General features: G+C 41.0%; 21 protein-coding genes and 1 pseudogene. 5 read left to right on the top strand and 17 right to left on the bottom strand.

Annotated elements, in window-relative coordinates:
• Positions 1–78 precede the first annotated feature (78 nt).
• The 5 genes from HG267_RS31860 to HG267_RS31840 form a co-directional block, all read right to left on the bottom strand.
• Complete coding sequence (locus tag HG267_RS31860; RefSeq protein WP_045874216.1) at positions 79–1,665, bottom strand: DHA2 family efflux MFS transporter permease subunit; 1,587 nt, start codon at positions 1,663–1,665, stop codon at positions 79–81.
• A gap of 263 nt (positions 1,666–1,928) precedes the next feature.
• Complete coding sequence (locus tag HG267_RS31855; RefSeq protein WP_045874215.1) at positions 1,929–3,200, bottom strand: MFS transporter; 1,272 nt, start codon at positions 3,198–3,200, stop codon at positions 1,929–1,931.
• A gap of 233 nt (positions 3,201–3,433) precedes the next feature.
• Positions 3,434–4,948, bottom strand: a complete 1,515-nt coding sequence (locus HG267_RS31850) for an HlyD family secretion protein (protein WP_045874214.1) — start codon at positions 4,946–4,948, stop codon at positions 3,434–3,436.
• A 330-nt stretch (positions 4,949–5,278) separates the two neighbouring features.
• The gene (locus HG267_RS31845; protein WP_045874213.1) at positions 5,279–5,746 is read right to left on the bottom strand and encodes a MarR family winged helix-turn-helix transcriptional regulator; all 468 of its coding nucleotides are present in this window, start codon (positions 5,744–5,746) and stop codon (positions 5,279–5,281) included.
• A 79-nt stretch (positions 5,747–5,825) separates the two neighbouring features.
• Positions 5,826–7,625: an ArnT family glycosyltransferase gene (locus tag HG267_RS31840; protein ID WP_045874212.1), complete on the bottom strand. Its 1,800-nt coding sequence runs from the start codon at positions 7,623–7,625 to the stop codon at positions 5,826–5,828.
• A 153-nt stretch (positions 7,626–7,778) separates the two neighbouring features.
• Between HG267_RS31840 and HG267_RS31835 the strand changes: the two genes are divergently transcribed.
• Positions 7,779–8,423: a class I SAM-dependent methyltransferase gene (locus HG267_RS31835; RefSeq protein WP_045874211.1), complete on the top strand. Its 645-nt coding sequence runs from the start codon at positions 7,779–7,781 to the stop codon at positions 8,421–8,423.
• Between the two features lie 10 nt (positions 8,424–8,433).
• Positions 8,434–8,604, top strand: a complete 171-nt coding sequence (locus tag HG267_RS31830) for a hypothetical protein (RefSeq protein WP_155539633.1) — start codon at positions 8,434–8,436, stop codon at positions 8,602–8,604.
• Here the strand turns inward: HG267_RS31830 and HG267_RS31825 are convergent.
• The 6 genes from HG267_RS31825 to HG267_RS31800 form a co-directional block, all read right to left on the bottom strand.
• On the bottom strand, positions 8,564–8,935 hold the full coding sequence (locus tag HG267_RS31825) for a hypothetical protein (RefSeq protein WP_045874210.1): 372 nt from the start codon (positions 8,933–8,935) through the stop codon (positions 8,564–8,566). The genes HG267_RS31830 and HG267_RS31825 overlap by 41 nt on opposite strands.
• Positions 8,928–9,929: an LLM class flavin-dependent oxidoreductase gene (locus HG267_RS31820; RefSeq protein ID WP_045874209.1), complete on the bottom strand. Its 1,002-nt coding sequence runs from the start codon at positions 9,927–9,929 to the stop codon at positions 8,928–8,930. Before HG267_RS31820 ends, HG267_RS31825 begins: the two co-directional genes overlap by 8 nt.
• 56 nt (positions 9,930–9,985) lie before the next feature.
• On the bottom strand, positions 9,986–10,351 hold the full coding sequence (locus tag HG267_RS31815) for a hypothetical protein (protein ID WP_045874208.1): 366 nt from the start codon (positions 10,349–10,351) through the stop codon (positions 9,986–9,988).
• Positions 10,352–10,920: 569 nt separating this feature from the next.
• The gene (locus tag HG267_RS31810; protein ID WP_045874207.1) at positions 10,921–11,232 is read right to left on the bottom strand and encodes a hypothetical protein; all 312 of its coding nucleotides are present in this window, start codon (positions 11,230–11,232) and stop codon (positions 10,921–10,923) included.
• Positions 11,233–11,234: 2 nt separating this feature from the next.
• Positions 11,235–11,513: a hypothetical protein gene (locus HG267_RS31805; RefSeq protein WP_045874206.1), complete on the bottom strand. Its 279-nt coding sequence runs from the start codon at positions 11,511–11,513 to the stop codon at positions 11,235–11,237.
• 40 nt (positions 11,514–11,553) lie between these two features.
• Positions 11,554–11,982: a hypothetical protein gene (locus HG267_RS31800; protein ID WP_045874205.1), complete on the bottom strand. Its 429-nt coding sequence runs from the start codon at positions 11,980–11,982 to the stop codon at positions 11,554–11,556.
• 1,180 nt (positions 11,983–13,162) lie between these two features.
• Between HG267_RS31800 and cysK the strand changes: the two genes are divergently transcribed.
• Complete coding sequence (cysK, locus tag HG267_RS31795) at positions 13,163–14,122, top strand: cysteine synthase A (protein ID WP_045874204.1); 960 nt, start codon at positions 13,163–13,165, stop codon at positions 14,120–14,122.
• A 424-nt stretch (positions 14,123–14,546) separates the two neighbouring features.
• On the opposite strand, the pseudogene HG267_RS31790 reads toward cysK, so the two are convergent.
• From HG267_RS31790 to HG267_RS31770, 5 genes and pseudogenes are all read right to left on the bottom strand, one after another.
• A pseudogene (locus tag HG267_RS31790) lies at positions 14,547–14,879 on the bottom strand (IS4 family transposase); the annotation flags it as partial.
• 47 nt (positions 14,880–14,926) lie between these two features.
• Positions 14,927–16,048 carry a Gfo/Idh/MocA family protein gene (locus tag HG267_RS31785; protein WP_045874203.1) on the bottom strand — a complete coding sequence of 374 codons (1,122 nt, stop codon included), beginning with the start codon at positions 16,046–16,048 and terminating at the stop codon, positions 14,927–14,929.
• Positions 16,049–16,117: 69 nt separating this feature from the next.
• The gene (locus HG267_RS31780) at positions 16,118–16,585 is read right to left on the bottom strand and encodes a DUF4870 domain-containing protein (protein WP_045874202.1); all 468 of its coding nucleotides are present in this window, start codon (positions 16,583–16,585) and stop codon (positions 16,118–16,120) included.
• Between the two features lie 73 nt (positions 16,586–16,658).
• Positions 16,659–17,819, bottom strand: a complete 1,161-nt coding sequence (locus HG267_RS31775) for a DUF1822 family protein (protein WP_045874201.1) — start codon at positions 17,817–17,819, stop codon at positions 16,659–16,661.
• 129 nt (positions 17,820–17,948) lie between these two features.
• On the bottom strand, positions 17,949–19,115 hold the full coding sequence (locus HG267_RS31770) for a sigma-70 family RNA polymerase sigma factor (protein ID WP_045874200.1): 1,167 nt from the start codon (positions 19,113–19,115) through the stop codon (positions 17,949–17,951).
• A gap of 171 nt (positions 19,116–19,286) precedes the next feature.
• Between HG267_RS31770 and HG267_RS31765 the strand changes: the two genes are divergently transcribed.
• Together HG267_RS31765 and HG267_RS31760 are read left to right on the top strand one after the other, a co-directional pair.
• On the top strand, positions 19,287–20,078 hold the full coding sequence (locus HG267_RS31765) for a hypothetical protein (protein ID WP_045874199.1): 792 nt from the start codon (positions 19,287–19,289) through the stop codon (positions 20,076–20,078).
• A 95-nt stretch (positions 20,079–20,173) separates the two neighbouring features.
• Complete coding sequence (locus tag HG267_RS31760) at positions 20,174–20,650, top strand: hypothetical protein (RefSeq protein WP_052335419.1); 477 nt, start codon at positions 20,174–20,176, stop codon at positions 20,648–20,650.
• Between the two features lie 333 nt (positions 20,651–20,983).
• On the opposite strand, the gene HG267_RS31755 is transcribed toward HG267_RS31760, so the two are convergent.
• Complete coding sequence (locus HG267_RS31755; RefSeq protein WP_045874237.1) at positions 20,984–21,466, bottom strand: beta-lactamase hydrolase domain-containing protein; 483 nt, start codon at positions 21,464–21,466, stop codon at positions 20,984–20,986.
• Positions 21,467–21,477 lie beyond the last annotated feature (11 nt).

The following is a 21,477-nucleotide window of genomic DNA, read 5'->3' as shown; positions in this document are numbered from 1 at the left end:
CATCCTTGGCGAAAAAATAGATCCCCGACTTCTTTGAGAAGTCAGGGATCTGGCTTTAATTACGAACTACGAATTATTTTAATGTGCCACAGCCCCACCAGTTGCCTTGACTTTTTTAATGAAGATAATCGCCAATCCGCTTAATAGTAAAGCGATGCCAATAAAGTAAAAACAATCATTAAATGCCATCACAAAAGCTTCGCGACGCACAATATTAGATATCGATGCGATCGCCTGATTTTGGGCGCTACTTAAATCGGCTCCTCGACTAATAAAATATTGCGTCATCTGGTCGATTCGTTGTTGAGTTTCGGGACTATATAGTGATATGCTATCACCTAATCTATTAGAGTGAAATTGCTCTCTATTTGTTAATAAAGTTGCTAAGGCTGCAATTCCTAGAGAACCACCCAGATTCCGCATCATATTAAATAAACCACTTGCCGAACCTGCTTCTTTAGGACTCAATCCTGCAGTGGCGATACTACTCAATGGAACCATAATTAATGGTTGTCCCATTGCACGGACAAGCTGCGACCATCTTAATTGATCTAAACCTGTTTGATAAGTCATTCCGGCGTTCATAAATGCACTTATAGCAAACAAAGAAACCCCTACACCCACCATTAACCGCACATCAATGCGTTGCATTAATTTAGGGATAAAGGGAATAATAAATAGTTGCGGAATACCTGCCCAAATTAATACTTCACCAATTTGTAATGCGTTATATTTTTGAATTTGGGCAAGATATAATGGCAAGACATAAATTGAACCATATAACCCTACACCCAAAGAAACATTAACTATACTGGCTAAACCAAAATTCCGCCGCAGCACCAATCTTAAATTAATAAATGGTTGCTTGCGAGTTAATTCTATGATCAAAAATAACGCTATGAAAATTACCGCTATCACAGTTAAGCGGACGATTAAAGCCGAGCCGAACCAATCTTTACGGCTACCTTCTTCTAATACAACTTGTAGGGAACCTAAGCCAATGGCCATAGAAAGAATTCCCCACCAGTCGCCTTGCTTCAGCAAATCCAACTGCAGTTTATCTTGTTTAATGCCATACCATACTCCGGCAAGCATTAACACACCAGGAAATACATTTATATAAAAGTTATACTGCCAACTAAAATTTTCTGTTAACCAACCTCCTAATGTCGGGCCAATTGAGGGCGCAAAAACTGCAGTAATCGCAAAGGCTGCTAATCCTACTGATTGCTTAGATGGTGGTAAAGTCGTCAATACAACAGTCATCGCAGAAGGAATTAATATCCCACCACTGAAGCCTTGTAAAGCACGGAAGACAATCATAGAATTGAGATTCCATGACCAAGCACAGCAAATAGAAAAGAAAATGAATAGTATGGTATTTACTAATAAATAACGCCGCAGGGAAAACACCCGCGATAGCCATCCTGTTAAGGGAATTACTACAATTTCTGCTACCAAATAAGCAGTAGAAATCCAGGAACCTTCTTCTAAGGTTGCACCTAAACTTGCTTGAATTTCTTGTAATGATGCGTTAGTAATTTGAATATCTAAAACTGCCATGAATGCACCTAGCATACTGGCTAATACACCAATCCAGGTTCTTAGCGGTATATGATCTGGCGGTAAGGTAGGTTGTTGTTGGATAGCACCTGTCTGAGCCATAGAATTGCTCCAGTGTTCAAAAAATTCGTAATACCCTACGGGAAGCGCAAAGCGCTACGTAATTCGTAATTCGTAATTCGTAATTAAAGAGATTTTAGGTTGAGGAGCCACTGCGTTGGACGGGTTTCCCGGCTTAAAGCAAGTGGCGTTTGAGGAACGCAAACCAACATTTTTGTGAATCTGTTGGTTTTCATTAGTTTACAGTTTTACGTTTACCCAACCTAGGAAATTTTATGTTTTATATCTAACTAAAGCATATTAATTTACCTAGCAGCCCCTAAAGGTTTGACAATGCCTTTTTCTTCATAAATGGGTATAACAAGCTTTTTCAAAGCTGGTAATTGTTTAAAGAACAATATAGAGCCGATAATACAAGCTATACCATCAAGAATTAAGGTGTTAGGAGCGCCGATGCGACTTGCTAAGAAACCTCCTAATAAATTACCTACAGGTATCATGCCTAAAAATGACATGGTATACAAGCTCATTAATCTACCGCGTTTGTCCTCTTCCACAATTGTTTGTAAAAACGTGTTACTTGCGGCAATCTGGAGAATTGTTCCTAAGCCTACAAACAACATTGTGAATAGAGAAAGTGGTAAATATCGGGAGCAAGCAAAAGCTATTAAACCTACTCCTAAAATTGCCGGAGCTATGGCAATTAATTTGCCAATTCCTAATATTGTACGTCGGGTAGCTAAATAAATCCCACCTGATAAAGCTCCTACTCCCGAAGCTGCCATTAAAAAGCCTAGTGCTTCTGCACCACCTTTAAGAATTTCTTCAGCAAATATGGGTACAAGAATAGTATTTTGTAGTCCCATTAGGCTAACTAAAGTTGATAGTAATAAAATAGCTCTGATTGGTGGAAAGCTAAAAGCATAGACAAATCCCTCTTTAACTTTTTGCAGAGCATTTCCGTGACTTACTGTCACTTTCCAAGGTTTAACTGTCATTGCTAATAAAGCAGCAATCACAGCAATATAGCTTAAACCATCAATCAAAAAACAGTAAGCAGCACCAATTCTCGCAATAATTAAACCGCCAACTGCTGGGCCAATTAATCGCGCCCCATTAATCATGGTGGAATTAATAGCGATCGCATTGGCTAAATCTTCTCTTTTTTCCACTAATTCTGGTACGAAAGCTTGTCTAGCTGGCGCATCCAAGGCGTTAATAAATCCTTGAAATAAGCTTAAAGCAATGATGTGCCATACCTGAATTACACCAGTGAGCGCCAGTACCGCCAATGCTAGGGACTGAATCATCGCCATGATTTGCGTACCAATTAAGGTACGATAGCGCGAAAAGCGGTCTACAAAAACACCCCCAAAGGGAGCCAGAAAAAAGCTAGGAATTTGACTGGTAAAGCCGACAACCCCTAACATTAATGCGGAGTTGGTTAAGCTATAAACTAGCCAAACTGTAGCTAGTTGTGTCATCCAAGTTCCAATTAAAGATATCCCTTGTCCGGCAAAAAATAGGCGATAGTTTCTGGATTTTAATGCAGGTAGAATTAGTTGGTTTTTGGTCATTTGTTATTTGTCATTTGTTATTTGTAATAGCTAAAAAGCTAGCAAATAAACATAATAAAATTTACCCACCTTCTAACCATAATTGCTGAGACAAAAAGCATAGCTTTGGTGGGGTGGGGTTTAAAGTAAATTCAGAATAATTTATCGGTTATACTATGATTTTCTGGTGTCAATAGTCATCGGTCATTGGTTATAAATAAGTACCAATTAACAAATGACTAATGACAAAATAATTACTTAACCTCTACATCAACTTCCGCAGACATCCCTGGTGTAATTCGTGACTCATATCCTTGGATACTGTTTTGGTCTAAAGTTACTTTGACTGGAATACGTTGGACAATTTTGGTGAAGTTACCAGTGGCGTTATCTGGTGGTAGTAAAGCGAATTGAGCGCCGGAGGCTGGTGATATGCTGTCAACACGTCCTCTAAAGGGGTGGTTGGGAAAAGCATCCAGCTTGATTTCAACTGGTTCTCCAGGTCGCATTTTATTTAATTGGGTTTCTTTAAAGTTCGCTACTACCCAATAGCCGTTATCAACGATCGCCATTAATGGTGTACCAACTTGCACCCGGTTACCAACTTCCACGTTTTTTCTACCTACTCGTCCGGCACTAGGAGCGGTAATGTTGGTGTAAGAAAGCTGCAATTGTGCGTCTTTGAGCGATGCTTCCGCTTGGGCGATCGCAGCTTTTGCGGCTTCATATTGACTTTGTTTCACAGCTGTATCTTGTCCGGTGGCGGTGGCTTGTTGCAATCCACCCCTTGATGCTGCGAGTTTTGCTTGGGCGCTGGTAACACCTTCTTGTGCTTGTGCAAGTTGCGATTGCGCTTTGGCTACACCTACTCTCGCAGAGGCTAACCTAGCTTGTGCTTGTTCTACTCCCTGAACCGCAGCATTCTTCTGCGCTACAGCCACATCATAAGCGGCTCTGGCTGTATCTAACTGCTGGCGAGCAATTGCGCCTTCTTTAAACAAGCTGTTGTAACGGTTGTAGTCTGCTTGGGCTTTTGCCAAATTCGCGTTAGCCTGCGCTACTTGCGCTTGGGCTGCGGGTATCCCAGCTTGAGCTAATTGCACTTCCGCTTGAGCTGCGGGTATCCCGGCTTGGGCTTCTTTAACTGCGGCTTGGGCTGTGGAAATCGCCGCCAGCGCACTGTTAACATCTCCTTGCGCTTGAGCAGTTTTACCGCTAGAAGTTTGAGAAGTTAAAGCGATGTTTGCTTGGGCTGCTTGCGCCTGTCCACGAGCATTTTCTAACGCTGCTTGTGCTTGCAGTACTTTACTTTGGTAATCTCTGGGATCGAGTATGACTAATAACTGTCCAGGTTGCACCAGTTGGTTATCATTCACTAGTACCTGACTGACAGTCCCAGGAATCCGGCTAGCAACTTGGTGAATGTTTCCCACTACTGTAGCGTTATCTGTTGATTCGTGGGTAGAAGCATATTGCCAATAGTGATAACCAAAACCACCAGCCGCGATCGCACCAACACCCACGCCAGCTAAAATCAAACCAATCGGTTTTTTCCGCTTCTTCTCAGCCTTTTTCTCTGTCTGTGCTTCCGGCTGAGGATGAACCTCAGTTTCCGGTACTGGAGGAGCTTCGGGAGTTACAACAGGTGCTTCTGCACTGACGAAAGGCTCTCTTGTAACAGCCTCTAAACTCTCTACATCAGTAATTAGTCGTTTGTCTATAACAGAGATATTGCCTTTTTTGTGTCCGTTTTCAGTATTAGCGCCCATGATTGTTGATTCCCCTAACTCATAAATCAAATTTAGTTTTTATTTAGTACACGTAATATTTAATTACTTGCCTTCATCTAACGTTCCCTTCGCGTGCGTAGTATTATTATGCCAAAACAAAACTTCACAGTACTTCACCCAAATGGGTGATGGTGGCTTTGACTACAGATAGAAATTCTGGAAAGGTGGCGCTGCAGAGACGCGATTCATCGCGTCTGTACAAGAGTTGGAGAGACGCGATTAATCCTGCCTGTACTACAATTATTGCTTCCTTTCTTTCTTTGTCCCAATTACCCAGTCAACAGTCAACAGTCAACAGTCAACAATCCCTCAAGACAAATTCGCGATCGCCCGATTTAACAACTGGGAAAATAATTCGCGCTCTTGGTAGGCAATACCAGACATGGCTTGATCGCGTAATTCTGCAGCTAATGGCGGTAATATTGTTTCTAGCTCTTTACCTGCATCGGTTAGCCAAATTCTCCAGATGCGGCGATCATGTGCATCCCGTTCGCGACGGACTAAACCGCGTTCTTCCATCCGATCTAAAACGCCAGTTAAAGTCCCGCCTACCTGTTTGAGCCTGTCGCCAATGCTGGAAGTTGGTAAACCATCTTCCTCCCACAAACAACACAACACTAACCAATGAAACGGTGTCAATCCGAAAGGCTCTAGCCTTTCTGTAAACTTGCGAGTTAGCAGTTGTGAGAGCAACTTGATTCTATAGCCAATACTGTTGGGGGCCAGAACTTGCTGCCAGGACTCCAAAACTTCAAACTCTTTAGATGTAGACACCATTTCACTATAATTATTTAGTGTACGTAATATTATTCTAACTAACCTAGTATTTGCTTGCAACAGTAGATTGCCATCTATCTTAAGGAAGGACTTGAATCAGCTGATACTCTTGTAGTGTAGCAAGAATACGATAAGACGTGGATAATTGAGGATTTTGTGATTTGTAAATCCACGCATAGCTAGAAGCAGGTAATTGGCTAATAGAATCTACTACTTGCCCTGGAATCGGCGTGTAGAAATGCAGCAAGACAGAGTTTTTATCGTAAACTTGCACAAAAGACACGGGATGAGTTTGCAGAATCGAGGCGATCGCAGGTTCTTGGAAAAAGGCTTTTACAGTTGGGTTATAGTCGCTTAATAGCCCTAAGCTACCAGCCGTAGCCAAAGTCAGCCAGCAGGGAATTAACCAACTAGCGAACCAATAATTTTCAGTCAAAAACTTTTGCCCAAAGCGGTGACGCGCAATCCACACCACAGGCACAATCAGCCAACCTAAGCCTAAAATGAAACCAAGATTTGTGCGATCGCGAATATAAGCATCTTGGGAAATTAACGCAAATATACTGACTGCTATCAGTAAAATTCCCAGTATGCCGATAGCATAACTAAGGTTACGCGGCAAATTGTTCTCAGTCTTCCTCATCCATGACAATAATTTATTACTTCCATCGGAGGTAAAAGCGAAAGATTGAGCTATATTGCGCTTATCTGGTAGCAGCCTCACTCCTCTAGGCTGAATTTTGGTGATTCCCTCACCATCCTCTAGGAAATTGTTATTTTTTATCAATAATTTTTCGCTTGTAGAGACGCGATTCATCGCGTCTGTTTGTGTATATTCATAAATTTTGCCCAACCAATCTAAACCTACAGCCGCCAGCAACGCGATAAACGGATAAAGCCCAAGCGCATAGTGAGACAGACGAGTAGAGAAAATACTCAATTCAGTAAATAAAATCAGGGGAAATCCGACTAATATTAACTGATAATTCGCAATCGGACGACGCAGCGCTACAATCAAGCCTAAAATTGCGAAAAAGAACCAGGGAAATGATTTTAAAGGAATATTCCAGAAATAAAATAATATACCATTATGGTTGCGGTCTTCAGAACCGAGTTCTACCACAAACCCTAACAACTGCCCAAAACTCTCAGCACCATAGCGCAACCAGCTTAACCACAGCCAAGCTAATGTTGGCATTAAACCCACTACCAACCCCAAATACAACCTTGGGTTAGCAAGATGATGATGACGGCGATGTTCCTTAATTAAATAAGGTAATAAAGCCACCATCGGCAACAAAATCATAAAGCTGCGCGTCAAGAAGCCCAAACCAAAACACAAGCCAGCAATAAATAGCAAAAAATCGCTATATTTAGGATTTAATTCCGCCTTTAGTAAAGATAAAATCGCTAAAAGTACCAATAAAATCATTGGTATATCAGGTGCAGCTAAACGGCTAGACTGTAGCCAGAGAAATTCCACGCTCAAAATTGTCGCTGCTAGCCAAGCTACCTTTTTACCGACAATAATTTTGCCAATTTCATATAAAATAAACAGAGCTAAAATACTAGCGATCGCACTCGGAAGCCGCGCACTAAATTCACTTACACCAAACAAATTATAAGCAGTAGCAATTAACCAATAAGGGCCAGGGGTTTTATGATGAGCATTTCCCCAAGGAGCTATCCAATCACCAGATTCAAACATCTGGCGCGCTCGTCCTGCATAATAGCCTTCATCATGAGCCATTAAGCTACTCTGCCCAGAATTACATATTAACAAAGGCAGTAGCCAAATTAACAAACTTATATAAGGCAATCTAGCCAAAAGATAGATTTGCCGCCAAATACTAGGGAATAATCGGATTTTGTAGGACATTAATTAGTACGAATTGAATGCAGCGTCGGAGATTTCATATATTTGTGATCTGACTTTAAAATATGTAAAGCAGCATACAAAATATTCGATCCAAATCCTAGCTGAAATAAATTCAGTTGTGGAAGAAATCCTTCTAAATAGACATTTAAGATGATGATTCTCAGACCTGATCAACGCCTGAAGCTAGATGACACAAATGACAAACTGTTTTATGACTATCCACGTTTTGTCACCCATGTTGATGAAGCGTTCATTAAACAGTTAACAGATGTATACCGCGATCGTCTTAAATCTAACACACGCATCTTAGATATGATGAGCAGTTGGGTGTCTCATCTGCCAGAAGAAATGCAATTTGCCCATGTAGAGGGACATGGACTCAATGCTGAAGAATTAGCACGTAATCCCCGTTTAAATCATTACTTTGTGCAAGACATCAATGCCAATCCGCAGTTACCCTTGCAGGATGCAGACTTTGATGCGGTTGTCAACTGTGTTTCTGTACAGTACATCCAATATCCCGAGGCCATATTTACAGAAATCCACCGCATTCTTAAACCCGGTGGTGTAGCAATTATCAGTTTTTCTAACCGCATGTTCTTCCAAAAAGCCATCCAAGCTTGGCGGGATGTCTCCGAAGAAGCGAGAGTAGAGTTAGTCAAAAGCTATTTCGCCTCAGTCCCAGGATTTTCTACCCCAGAGGTGATTGTGCATAAGTCAAACATCCCCGCTGTGCTTCAGTGGTTAGGCGCACCTGGGGGCGATCCGTTTTATGCTGTCGTAGCTTATAAGGGTTAGGGATTGGGGATTGGGGACTGGGGAAAAGGGAGATGAGGAGGATGAGGAAGATGAGGGGAAGAAAGGGAAAAAGCAATTACCAATTACCCATTACCCATTACCAAACACCCAATGCCCCATGCCCCATGCCCCATGCCCTTTTATAACCAATCTCGAAAGGCAGAGATTTCACCGACGCTGATTTCAAAGGGCCCGCCTTTGCCAAATGGTGGGTAGACGCGGATTTTGGCGTTAGTAGTCAACCTTTCTAATCTGTTTCCTAGTTGGGGTACATTGCTGACTATATGCCAGTAGGAAACGATGTCAGGGCAGTCAATGACTAGCATTAAGGTAGTAGCGTTGCTGGTGAGATACCATTGGCAATTAGCTAACAATGTTTGCGTAATGCGATCGCAAGCTTGATAAAAGCATCTGCCAATCGATTGTTCTAGTTCCAGATGTAACATCCCATCCATTTTGCTGATTTCCTTGGGAGGTAAATCATCTGGAGGCAACAAAGGTAACTTAGACATAATTCCGCACCTCTTGGTTATAGCGCGTCAAACTCTCCAGGTTTTTTTGCAAATCGCAAGCTGAGGGTTTGATTGCCAGCGTGCCTAGATTTAATTCATCCTGAAATTTTTTGATTCTGTCTCGGCAGGTTTGCACGTCACCAATAATTGAATTTTCAATCAAAAAGTCTTCATCAAAACAAATATTGGTGCGGTCAAATGCCTGATGACCAGTAGAACTTTTCTGCATGACAACAGCTGCATTTGCTGTCATTTTTTTGCTGAATTTACGGATGAAAGGCAACGCCTCTGTTACTGCTTCGTCGTATGTCCTGGCAACATAAAAGAAACGAGTCAGTACTAGGTTTTCACAACCACTAGAATTTAAGGCACGGTATTTAGCAACAGTATTCCGCAATCTGTGCAGAGAAAAAGGCGGCCCCCCCATTAAGCCAAAGGAATGTTTGGCGGCAAACCCTACACCGTCATCATCGCCAGTGGCTACATATACGGGAATTTGTGCTTGCAAAGGTTTGGGGTAAATTGTCAGGCGATCGCATTGATAATATTGCCCATTAAATGATACTTCTGTTTCATATAAAAGCTTTTGAATCAATGCCATTGCCTCTAGCATCTGGGCACGAGATTCTCCCATTGGTGTGGCAAAATGCTTATTTTGTTCGGGAAATGGCCCACCTTTGGCAATCCCAAATAACAATCTGCCATTGCATAAATTATCTAAAGTCGCAATGTCTTCCGCTACCCTAATTGGGTTATAAAACGGTAACAACACTGCTGCTGTTCCTAGTTTAATTGTTGAAGTTAACGCCGCTAAATGACCCATTAACACCAACATTGAAGGGCTAAGATTGGATTCACTAAAATGATGCTCACTTACCCAGGCTTCTTCAAAACCTAAGCTTTCCGCTTGTTTCACCAATGCAACTTGTTCAAAAATGGCACGGTGGGCATCCTGATGATGATTATCGTAATTGCAGAAAAGTCCTGTTTTCATTTATTTGCTGGTATGGGCAGTTTGTGCCTACCTGAGATACTCGTTCTCGTAATTTTCTAAGATGCAGCAACCCAATGTAATTCCAACCACAGGCGGGGATTATTTTGCTTTAACGTTGACAATGGATCGCGGAGCAATCTATCAGCATTCATACAAACTACCTGAACTAATCCCATATTATCTGCTATTTCTCTGAGTACATCTTTTTGAGATTGCACTTGGGGAAGCATTTCATCAGAACAATAAATCCCTATATATTGCAACCGTCTAGCAGGTCTTCCCCAAAAACAGGTAATGACCTTCACATAACAATTTTGCAGTAATTCTCCAACGCTAGGGTAATAGTGATTTACTACTCTAGTAAATTCTTTGGCTAGGATATCTTCGGCAATCATAGCAATTGATATTTCTGTAGCGTTCATCACGCTATTAATATAACATACATTTGTCATTCAAATATGACATTTATTATTACTTCTTTAGAAGTAAATGTTAATTATTAAGAACATCAAACACAATAAAAAAGAGGTAAAAATAAAGTTTTTACCTCCCTTGATTGATGTTTATTTTTTTGTCAAAAATTGTAGAGACGCGATGAATCGCGTCTGCATTCAAAAGTCAAAAATTCAAACCTTTTAGGTTGTAATACCAATTTGAAAAAAGAATGCGACAGATTGTAGGGGCAAGGCACTGCCCAGTGGTGTCAACTTAAGCTAAAAGCTATATAGGGCGGGCGTTGTACAAATACCTCGCACCCTCATCCCCTAACCCCTTCTCCCCCTGGAGAAGGGGAACTAAATTTCCTGCTCCCCTCTCCCTGTGGGAGAGGGGCTGGGGGTGAGGGCGAAACCTTCCAACCAAGCGGGTTTCGCGTTAAGTTGACACAGGTGGGTACTGCCTTGCCCTCTAGAATATAATGATGTGTCGCAAACATTATTTGATTTGGTATAACTCTCAACAAAATTATTTGGATGAATTTCTCCCCTTTCCTCTAACGCGCATTGCGTTCTGACACTAGAACCTCAGCAACAAGTTGTGGTAAATCTACAAGGTCAACATATCCGTCTGAACCCTTGATGGGTGACATAAATGTATAATTGGGGTCACAAGCTCCTGTATCGTAAACTTGAATAAACCAGCGATCAGGAAATCCTGCTAGACCCAATTCTACAACGTACCAACTCTCACCAACCAGACGAGAATTGTTAATTGTAAACCACTCTCTGTCCTGTTCTGAGATGTTCCAATCAGCCATGAGAAACTCAAAAGCTATTTGTCCAGCGTCAGTTTCAGTCAATAGCATTGCTACTCCTCAGTTGAAACTTCGGTTTCCAAATTGGCAGCTTCAGTTTCAGGATACAAACCCAATTGTTTTGCTAATTGACGACCTAGAAAAAATAAGAATTGGGCACCATCTTGATTACCTTCATGTGCAAACACAGTTGCCACTTTTAGCACTGCATACACAAAATCCGAATCAATTAATTCTGGATTTGCTTCTAATACTTCTGGTTCTTGGCCATTAGGGCATCTGAGTAGCTGATCGATTAAATCAAAATACAGGAGTTGGCGTTCTTCTGTCATGGTGCTTTGGTTGATGGAAAATGAATAAATTGGAATTTGCTTACTGTTCGATACTTTGCTGCCACAGCCGTTCTAGCATTTCAACTTGTTCTTGAAAAACAGCATTACGATAAACAAGATATCTGTCGTAAGCAATAATCCCTAACCCGACACAAATAGGTGTTAGCAAGAAAAACCATTGCATAATTGTTGCTAGTTGATATTGCTCTACAACAGTTAAATTATGGGATTGGAGGTTTTGCTTAGAGAGGTTTATGCTTGGCTGAGATTGAGAGGAGGATACACCCCCCGACTGAGTAACCAAGAAGCTATCGGCTCTCATATTATTGTTTACTTCACAGGTGAGATTCTGTGCTTTTACTAACTCTAAATGCTTGCCCCAAACCATACTAAATACTAATAAAGCTGGAGATAGCACAGCCAAGAAAACTACACAGACTGTGAGAACATTTAAAAGCTTGACTTTCATCTTGGTTCTCCCTTCCCAGGCAGTATGCACCCAGTAAGACAATAATTTCTGTTATTTACCGACAAAAATATTGCTGATAATCAAAAAGTTATCAGTTAACAATTAGCTTATTTTCCATTGTTTATCATGAACTAATTACTAAAAAAGGGGATGATTTGATGCAACCCTTGAGCTAATATCTGAAATATATGATTAAATTTATCCGCAATTGCAAATTAGTATTCAGTCATACTGAAATAATTTATTCTTGGGACTATAAATCACGCTCTCTCACCCTAAAACTGAGTTTAATGCAGTTAAGAATAGGGGGTTAAGAAGTCCCCCCTTCATCTCCAGACAGTTGCCTGGGAATGTTGGGGGGTAGAGGGGAATCTCTGCGTAAATCCTATAGGTTTTATATCAGGAGGGTTGCTCAATAGCAGTTTATCGGAGCCGGATCAGAATTATTAAAGTTATTAAATTTGTACTCAAAGGCTGGAAATTTTAGCCGAGCAGGATAATAAAAAATATTTGGGGTATGGGGACTAGTATTTTTTGAGTGGCGTTCTAGTGTTTTTAAAGTTGGGTTCGGGAGGGTTTGTACTCAACCTGAAATACTTTGAAATAGCTGATTGCAGAATATTTTAAGTGAGTGATTTAGTGAATAAAATTTGTACTCAAAAAAATATTCTTGCCTGATAATATCTTACGTTAATAAGAAAATCGATTAAATTTCAGCAAATAGCTATTTTGTTCTAGATAAACTAAAAAATATCCAACTTAAATATAAACTCTGGGAGATATATAGGTATCTTAAGAGATTGTCAAAAGTCAAGATTTAACTGGAAAATGGGCATGGGGCATTGGGCATTGGGCATGGGAAAGACAGATTTTCATGCTTGGTTGTGCCAAGACCTGGCGTGAATAGCTGACTGGAAAATTTTTAATTTTAAAGATAGGTATCAATAAGCAATTACCAGTTTTCTATCACAATTAGCGGGATAAGAAGACAAAATGGTTTAAAAGTCAATAGGAAGATTTGCCAGAATTGCTATTTAAATCATTGCAATTTTGTGGTTGAGTTAGAGTACAAAAATTATGTACTCAGTGACACTTAAATCTAGATTAAAATACAAGATTACCGTTATCAGTAAAAAATACCTGGCGTTGTTAATGAATTTAGGATTTTAGGAGTTAACGAATGCGAATTGCTAAAGATGTCACAGAACTTATTGGAAGAACTCCTTTAGTTGAACTGAACAAGATTCCGCAAGCAGAGGGAGCAGTAGCGCGGATAGTTGCTAAACTCGAAGGCATGAACCCAGCAGCTTCGGTTAAAGACCGGATTGGCTTAAATATGGTACTCTCGGCGGAAGCAGATGGTTTTATTGAGCCAGGAAAAACTATTTTAGTAGAGCCTACTTCCGGTAATACAGGGATTGCCTTAGCAATGGTAGCAGCCGCACGGGGCTACAATTTGATTTTGACAATGCCGGAAACCATGAGCAACGAGAGACGAGCAATGTTACGTGCTTATGGTGCCAAGTTAGAGTTAACACCAGGCCCCGAAGGAATGCGGGGAGCAATTCGCAAAGCGGAAGAAATTGTGGCTAACACTCCCAACGCATATATGCTGCAACAGTTCCGCAACCCAGCTAATCCCAAAATTCACCGCGAAACCACAGCCGAAGAAATTTGGGCGGATACTGATGGTGAAGTAGATATTGTAATTGCTGGTGTCGGTACTGGTGGGACAATTACCGGGATTGCGGAAGTATTGAAAGAACGTAAGCCAACTTTTCAGGCGATCGCAGTTGAACCGAGCAATAGTCCTGTATTATCTGGTGGGGAAGCAGGGCCGCATAAAATTCAAGGGATTGGCGCTGGCTTTGTCCCCGATGTTCTCAAGCTGGAGTTGGTTGACGAAGTCATTCGCGTCAGCGATGAACAGGCGATGTCTTATGGACGGCGTTTAGCAAAAGAAGAAGGCTTATTATCTGGGATATCTTCTGGTGCGGCTTTGTGTGCAGCATTGCAAGTTGCGAAGCGTCCCGAAAATGCCGGAAAGTTGATTGTGATGATTCAGCCTTCCTTCGGCGAACGTTATCTCAGCACCTTGATGTTCCAAGATTTGACTTTGGAATCTGCGGCTGTGCGTTAGGCTACGGTGTACAGGTAGCTGTGTAGAAAAAAGCTTTAGAGATTCCCCTAAATCTACGCCACTTGCGACAAGTCGGGAAAGCCGCCTAAAGCAGTGGTGTTGTACAAATACCTCGCGCCCTCATCCCCTAACCCCTTCTCCCGCAGGAGAAGGGGAATTAAATCTCTTGCTCCCCTCTCTCTCTGGGAGCTACGGTGTACACACAAGTACTCTCCGCATACGTTTCAGGGATTTCAACCCCCTTAAATTGTCATTGCGTTCGCGTAGCGTCTCGTAGAGAGGAGGAACGACGAAGCAATCGCTTGGTGCTGGGATTGCTTCGCTTCGCTCGCAATGACAGGTTTTGAGCGATTTTTATCTGAGTTTAAAACTCCCTTCAAGGTAGGATTTCAAGACTTATGTGTACACCGTAGCTCTCTGGGAGCTACGGTGTACACATAAGTGGTTCTAGAGCGAGTTTCCAAGCAAAAAAGGTGGATTCAAATTGATAAAGTCCGCGAATTAAAGTAGTAATTCCTGGAGGTTTTTGAGACCTGTAACCAGACCAACCACCCAGCCCTTGCATAATCCAAGTTGCCCAAGGAAAGGAATGAGGAGGAAAGGGATTTTGTTGCAATTGAGTTTTGCCTTCAAAGGTAGGTGCAATCTTCAACAAACATTGCTGTTGCTCATCGGAAAAGGCTAAATTTGCAGACAACTCAGGATTATCCCGTCCCTGAATCATTTGTAAAATGCCAACAGCAACTGACAAGCGAAGATAGTCAGTCGCTGTATCGGAAATCACTATGTATTGAAAAGGGTGCTTTAGTTGAGTAAACTTTCCCAATTGGGAACATCTACCCAACTTCCGGTTTGATGAGATTGATGGGATAAATCCATTAATAGTTGCGAATAAACTCCTTCTCGCAGTGATGGAACTAGTTGTTGCTGGCGGTCAATTCCCTGTACCCATTGGTCTACAACACGGATAAATGCGGAAATGCGTCCATCGGTGTGGTTGTGGGGAAACAGTAAATTTGATGGAATCTCGATTTCGGTTAAGGCTGTACCTAGTTGGGAACCCCAAACCCGGAAACCGTGGATATAGTCTTTTTGATTTTCGCTGCCTAAAACTAAAGTACCGCGATCGCCATACACTTCTACCCAATGTGTTCTTGGTGCGTGAACAACTGCACTAATGGTAAGTTGGCAAGGTGTACCATCAGCTAATTCTAAGGACAGCACACAAGTATCATCTGTCTCCACGGGCTTACTTTCGCCGCTAGCAGGGTCAATACGTGTGGGAATAGCTGTGCTTAAATGGGCGCTTAATCGGCGTACTGGGCCAAATAGCCAGTAAATATAATCAAAGGCGTGAGAACCTAATGAACCTAATGCACCGCCTCCTTTATCTTCAGCAGAATACCAATTCCAAGGGCGGGACGCATCTGCACGTGAGGAACCTAGCCAATCAATTCTAATCAGGCGTTTGTTGCCTACATAATCTGCTGATAATAGTTGTGAAAATCTTTGCCATCCAGGGACAAAACGAAATTCAAAATCTACAGTTGCAATTACGCCTTTTTGCTGCGCTAATTGATATAGTTCTTGGGCTTCAGCTACGTTTAAAGTCGTTGGTTTTTCTAGTAATAAATGTTTGCCTGCTTGCAGTACCTCTTTTGCCATTTCATAATGTAAAAATGGTGGGGTAGCAATACTAACTGCTTGCACTTCTGGCAAGTTGACAATGTCTGTAATGTTATCACTGGCATGGGGGATATCATGAGCTTGGGCAATCGCTTTGGCTTTATTGATATCGCGATGGTAAATAGCTACTACTTCAGTGCGATGATGTGCTTTTAACCCAGGAATATGGACTTTTTGCCCAAATCCTGTACCCACAATTGCCACGCCAATCTTTTTTTGAGGATGTAATGTAGAAACCATGTTGAAATTTGAAATTCAATATTTAATATTCAATTTTAATTTTTTATAGATGAAATTTGTAATTGCCGCCTACTTTAATAATCTCATCGTCAAAGGATAGCGATAATGCTTACCTTTATAAGCTTTAATTGCGGCAAAATTAACCAAGAACAATTGTAATATTATCATGAATGCAGTTAATCCCAGCCATAATAATAATAAAATATTTAAAACAGTTTGAATTTCTTGTCCAGTACTATTATTAATTAATGCTATAGCAAACATTGTTAACATAATCAATAAGGATAAGATAATCACAATCAGAATATAAATTGTGAGTGAGATTTGAAAATTTAAAGCTTCTTTTCCCTGAAAATCAATCCAAGAAGATTTCAATTTATTGAAGCGCCAAATTATCAGGGGAAACAAAATATTTAAAGGTAAATATAAAGGAATTCCGAGAAAGACCAAAAAAAATAATAGCATCCAAGCGAATAAAGCCGAGAGATGACAAAACATTGCCCAGATGCGTATTTGCTGCTTTGGTTTTTCTCTCATGGCTTTTTATTTATCAGTAAATTGAGGAAATAATTCTCCATCCTAGTATCTATAAAAAAAGCCAAACCAAAGTTTAAAATTTGAGTATTTCTCGGTCATAGTTTTCTGGGAGAGGTTCTATTTCCCAGACTATACCTTCACCTGGTTCTAGAGCAACTTCTACAAAGAGTTGTTCTACAGCAGTTGTGGCGATATCTTCGTTGTTAGGGAAGTGTTGTAAATCTTCGGTGAGTAGTCGCAATTTAAAACCGCCAGGGATAACTGCACCTACTGTAGCGTTACGCAATTCAAACCGCCAAATAACTTGATCTCTTTCGCCTTGGGGTATAACTAAAAGTTCATAAGTTTGACCTGCGATCGCTAACTGACGAGACAAGATAGAATCTGCTTGTCCTCCTTGTGCACCTCTACCACCAAAACTCAATTGCAAATTCAATCGTCCCCAACCGATAGTTTCCGCAGCTTGGGAAACGCCACTTTGCAACCATTGCAATATTGACCATTGTTCTGGTAATCCCAAACGTTGTTGATATAAGCTTTGTCGCCAACCGCCATGTTCAATTAACCCACCCCAGAGTGGAAACGGAATAGCTAACCGGGGTGTCAAGACTTCCGGCTTTCCCAGGCGAGTAATCAGGTTTTGGGCTTGTGGTTGTGGTAGGGTGGGCAAGGGTGAAATAGCAGCGCGTGTAATTGCTTGCGGGCAAAGTTCTTGGGTAAGCGCTAACACGCTAATATCATGGATAATTTCAGTCGCATCTACAGCATAAGTGCGATCGCCTGCATCATAATTACCCCGATTCTTAAGTTGTTCGTGGGTACAGTAACCCCAAAGCCTAACGTAGTCTTCCTCTGGTTCTACTTGTACAGCTAAATAGTAATCACCAGCCCAACTAGATAAATCCACCCATTCTTGGGGAACCCGTAATTCGCTGTCATCAATATTTTCACTGGGAACCAGAATAAACCTCGTTACGTCTACTACAATAGCGGTTCCATTTACCAGTTCCCAAAAACTGGGTAAAACAGTGGTAGTTGGCCAGACCTTTGCCTGTGATGTAAATTCCTCTTGTATCCAAGGCAATACTGCACTCAGGCAAAGTTCATTAATATAACCTTGATAGCGTGAAGTGGGGTTAGAAAAGTATGAACTCCGAAGATCCGCCAAATTTTGATTTTTAGCCGGAACTTCTAGAAATAAATCAGTGGAATTGGCAAAGGTAAATGTTGTCATGGCGGTTTCTTTGAAAGGTTGTTATGTGCTCATTGGTGTTTGTGAGAGGGAACAGGGAACAGGGAACGGGGAACAAGGTATTCTTTTGAATTTTGAATTTTGAATTTTGAATTGATTTGTCCCCAATCTCTAAACACCGTAATAACTTTGTAACCATTCCTCCATTAATGTACTCATACTTTTGAGTAGGTCGGGCGTAATGGAAATATGCAAGGTTTCTTGACTCCAATTTGCTAGAGATTTAAGCAAATTTTCTCTAGCCTTTGTCAATCGCCGTGATACTGTATATTGCTTCATTTCTAGCTGCTTGGCGATTTTATCTTGATTGAGTCCTTGAGCATAATATAGTTGCACAATCTGTTGTGCTTCTGGTTCTAATTGCGCGATCGCAGTCACTAAAATCTGATTAATTTCGCTTTGTTGAGAAGTTCTGGTTTGTTCTTCTTCTTGGCTAATAATTTCTTCAATTAAGGAGGGTTGTTGATTTCCTGGGAGGTTATCTAATAACTCCCATGAATTATCTCCACCTTGGGCAACATTTAGAGATTCGGGGGTGGGATAAAGGTATTTACGTGCAGCTTTGGCTGCTGTTAGCAACCATTTCTCTAAAGTTGGAATACTAATCTGCTGGTTACTTTGAGCAGTATAAGCTGTGGCGATCGCTTCCCAAATGCGATCGTCTGGTCGAGACAGCTTGCGGGAAGTTCCGGCGTTAGTGGGGACATAAAAGGTTTTAAAACCATTCCAAGCCAGGATATAAGCACGAATATCATCTGCAGATAAGCCAGCACTTTGCAAAGCTTCCTGTAAGCGCTTTTGGGAGATTTTGCGTAACAATCCCCAATCGGTACAGATATCAACTTCGTGGCGTTGGCGTAAAGTTTCGCGGATTGCACTCGCAAACAAAGGCCCAGCATAGTTTTTTAAAGTAAAACCTTGGCTGGGGTTAAAACCTTTGAGGACGCGATCAATTTGGGCGATCGCAACTTGAAAACAGTCTGATAATTGGAACTGAGTACTGGCGAAACCATTCACGGTTTTTTGAGATACCCAATAGCAGGTTTCTTGCAAGTAAGCTGCCAGATGTTGCTTCGCCAACGACTGAGATTCAGGAAGCTGCCAAAACTTATACCAATAAAGCGCCCAAAAAGATTCTGAAGTTTCTTGGGGTGTGCGTTTGACGCAACCTTGCATACTACTACGCAATCTTGATTCTGTCGCCCAATGACTGAAGCGATCGGCATCGAATTGCACAAAAGTTGAAAAGATTTCAATGATGCTTTGTCGAGGGTGCATAAAAAACTCGAGGCCTACCTAGAGAAGTAGTGAAGGCGTTAAATACCAATTCACAAAAATCAGGTTAAAGATTAAAACACTAAAACCTCGATTTTGTCAAAATTTCGTAATTACGAATTATGAATTGCTATCAAACTGCCTCAACAAACTTTACTACACCAAATTATTATTATGTTGAGACTGTCATTGAAATCTTTAGCACTAGGTAGTATGGTAGCCCTGTCTGCGGCCACAAGTGCTTTTGCTCAAATACCTGGACTACAAAATTTACATTTAACTCAAGTACCTGGCTTTAGTTGTGGCCCCCATACTCGGACTTACATTGTTAAACCTTTAGATAACCGCCAAGGTCAAGGTATCCGTTGCGTCAAAGTCAGTGAAGGTAGACCTGGTACAAAAATTCCCAAATTAGCATGGTACGGCGAAGGTAATTGGGGTGGTGCAACCTATCGCCACGTAGGACAAGCGATTTACCGCAGTTCTAACTTAGTTGGTTTTGCTTCTGATATTTATGGCAATGGTGAAAATATTAATAATAATTTTTCCGGAAATCTCAAGGTACAAATCCTCAATTCCTCAACTATTCGTGTGACTGGTGCATGGAATGAAGAATGGCAATTAGTTAATGCTACTAACTATAAACCTTTACCCAGACCAACAACTTGCGGAGGCTATTTTGATGAATACAAGGTTTCTGATTTAACCGGAAATCGCAATGGTGAAGGGTTACGTTGTGTTCTCCGCGTAGGGTTAAAAAATACAACTTGGTTTGGGAATGGTAATTGGGAAGGTTCCACTTATTCTCACATCGGTACTCGTTCATTTAATGGTTCCGGTGCAGGAGATATTTGTGGAAAAGGTTTCGGTCGAATTTGTAACAACTTTGATTGGGGTTCATTAAATTTAACTCCTGTAACTGGCGGTTTTGATGTTACAGGTGCATGGAGTGAAAAGTGGCGTTAATTTGATAAATTTTAACTGCCGATGCACTCTGATATTGATTTGATATTTCTAGTCAATCCCCAAATTAAATTACTACTAAATAATGGAGAAATAATATGTTGAAACGTTCTTTGATGATTGCTGCTTCTAGTGTTGCTTTAGCTGCTGCTGTTGCTAGTCCTAGTTTAGCTGCACCTGCTGATTTTGTGGGTACATGGGTAAATAAAGATAATAATACTCGTGGTGTGACTCGCTTAGTTATTACTTCTGCAGGTAGCAATAAATTAAATATTCAGGTGTTTGGTAAATGCCATCCTACAGATTGTGATTGGGGAACTGTACCAGTTGTAACCTATGGTTTAAATGTCCAAGATACGAACCATACCTATGCAACAGCTAACTATACCAAAGGTTTTTCCAATACTTTATTGACATTAAACCATGCTGGCTCTCAAATCATGTTGCAAGGCTTCACTCAATTTTTAGATAATAGTGGTCGGCAAAATTATTATTCTCGCGACTACTTTCAAAGAACACTCAAGGTAAAGATTCCAGGGGGTTTACCAATATCACCTATTCAACCAAATAGGTAATGAATAGGGTCAAGACTTGTTTTAAAGTTACCCAATAAATGCCTAATATAGGGTGTGTTATCGCTTGAGCGTAACGCACCCTTAACTAATTCAAATAATGTTGGCAACACATCAATATATGCTAGAGGGCAAGGCAATGCCTTGCCCCTACAATCTGTCGTATTCTTTTTGTGAATTGGTATAACTTCATGGAAAAATAGGGAAGGTTTATTTTCAACCTTTCCCTTTTTTCCAAACCTACCAAAACACCATTTTTGCTTCCCTATGCATTGATTGGTAGGGTAAATTTATGCAACTATTGTTGATAGTTAAAGCTTGTCGATGCTAGAATCATTAAGCGCTTAATGCATAAGGTACAGCTACCTTTGTATGTTTATTGAGATAGTTGACAAATAATTGCTTCAACTGAGGACTCACACCAGCATGTTCAAAGAATCCAAAACCCAGACTCTTTGCTTTCATTAAAGTTTGCTCTGGTGTTAATCCTTCTTGAATTGCTACACTCAACAATGCAATTCCCGTTGAGCGCATAGCTGCGGCACAATGTATGACGGTGGGTTTAGGAAGTTGATCTAATGTCGTCAGGATTTTAGTAATTAGTTCTTCATTTAGATTTTCTAGCTTCAGGGGCACATTGACATAATGTAGCCCTAATTCTTCTACAACTTTTTGCTCATCTTTTAAAAATCCTAATTCATTAGGCGATCGCAAATTCAAAACCGACTTAAAACCTTCTTGCTTGGCTTGCTTGAGTTGGTGTGCTACGACTTGTCCTGTTGTTGTCAAATGATCGTTAATCCGTATAGCGTTGATCACGTTCACTCCTT

The organism is Tolypothrix sp. PCC 7601 (assembly GCF_025677855.1).
GTDB lineage: Bacteria > Cyanobacteriota > Cyanobacteriia > Cyanobacteriales > Nostocaceae > Aulosira > Aulosira diplosiphon.
The sequence above is the reverse complement of the archived record's forward strand: the minus strand, read 5'-3'. Positions and strand labels throughout refer to the sequence as shown.

What these genes read in the sequence shown, in the direction of transcription:
- HG267_RS31860 (WP_045874216.1), bottom strand. Translation starts at nt 1,665, where the DNA reads ATGGCTCAGACAGGTGCTATCCAACAACAACCTACCTTACCGCCAGAT.
- HG267_RS31855 (WP_045874215.1), bottom strand. Translation starts at nt 3,200, where the DNA reads ATGACCAAAAACCAACTAATTCTACCTGCATTAAAATCCAGAAACTAT.
- HG267_RS31850 (WP_045874214.1), bottom strand. Translation starts at nt 4,948, where the DNA reads ATGGGCGCTAATACTGAAAACGGACACAAAAAAGGCAATATCTCTGTT.
- HG267_RS31845 (WP_045874213.1), bottom strand. Translation starts at nt 5,746, where the DNA reads ATGGTGTCTACATCTAAAGAGTTTGAAGTTTTGGAGTCCTGGCAGCAA.
- HG267_RS31840 (WP_045874212.1), bottom strand. Translation starts at nt 7,625, where the DNA reads ATGTCCTACAAAATCCGATTATTCCCTAGTATTTGGCGGCAAATCTAT.
- HG267_RS31835 (WP_045874211.1), top strand. Translation starts at nt 7,779, where the DNA reads ATGATTCTCAGACCTGATCAACGCCTGAAGCTAGATGACACAAATGAC.
- HG267_RS31825 (WP_045874210.1), bottom strand. Translation starts at nt 8,935, where the DNA reads ATGTCTAAGTTACCTTTGTTGCCTCCAGATGATTTACCTCCCAAGGAA.
- HG267_RS31820 (WP_045874209.1), bottom strand. Translation starts at nt 9,929, where the DNA reads ATGAAAACAGGACTTTTCTGCAATTACGATAATCATCATCAGGATGCC.
- HG267_RS31815 (WP_045874208.1), bottom strand. Translation starts at nt 10,351, where the DNA reads ATGAACGCTACAGAAATATCAATTGCTATGATTGCCGAAGATATCCTA.
- HG267_RS31810 (WP_045874207.1), bottom strand. Translation starts at nt 11,232, where the DNA reads ATGCTATTGACTGAAACTGACGCTGGACAAATAGCTTTTGAGTTTCTC.
- HG267_RS31805 (WP_045874206.1), bottom strand. Translation starts at nt 11,513, where the DNA reads ATGACAGAAGAACGCCAACTCCTGTATTTTGATTTAATCGATCAGCTA.
- HG267_RS31800 (WP_045874205.1), bottom strand. Translation starts at nt 11,982, where the DNA reads ATGAAAGTCAAGCTTTTAAATGTTCTCACAGTCTGTGTAGTTTTCTTG.
- cysK (WP_045874204.1), top strand. Translation starts at nt 13,163, where the DNA reads ATGCGAATTGCTAAAGATGTCACAGAACTTATTGGAAGAACTCCTTTA.
- HG267_RS31785 (WP_045874203.1), bottom strand. Translation starts at nt 16,048, where the DNA reads ATGGTTTCTACATTACATCCTCAAAAAAAGATTGGCGTGGCAATTGTG.
- HG267_RS31780 (WP_045874202.1), bottom strand. Translation starts at nt 16,585, where the DNA reads ATGAGAGAAAAACCAAAGCAGCAAATACGCATCTGGGCAATGTTTTGT.
- HG267_RS31775 (WP_045874201.1), bottom strand. Translation starts at nt 17,819, where the DNA reads ATGACAACATTTACCTTTGCCAATTCCACTGATTTATTTCTAGAAGTT.
- HG267_RS31770 (WP_045874200.1), bottom strand. Translation starts at nt 19,115, where the DNA reads ATGCACCCTCGACAAAGCATCATTGAAATCTTTTCAACTTTTGTGCAA.
- HG267_RS31765 (WP_045874199.1), top strand. Translation starts at nt 19,287, where the DNA reads ATGTTGAGACTGTCATTGAAATCTTTAGCACTAGGTAGTATGGTAGCC.
- HG267_RS31760 (WP_052335419.1), top strand. Translation starts at nt 20,174, where the DNA reads ATGTTGAAACGTTCTTTGATGATTGCTGCTTCTAGTGTTGCTTTAGCT.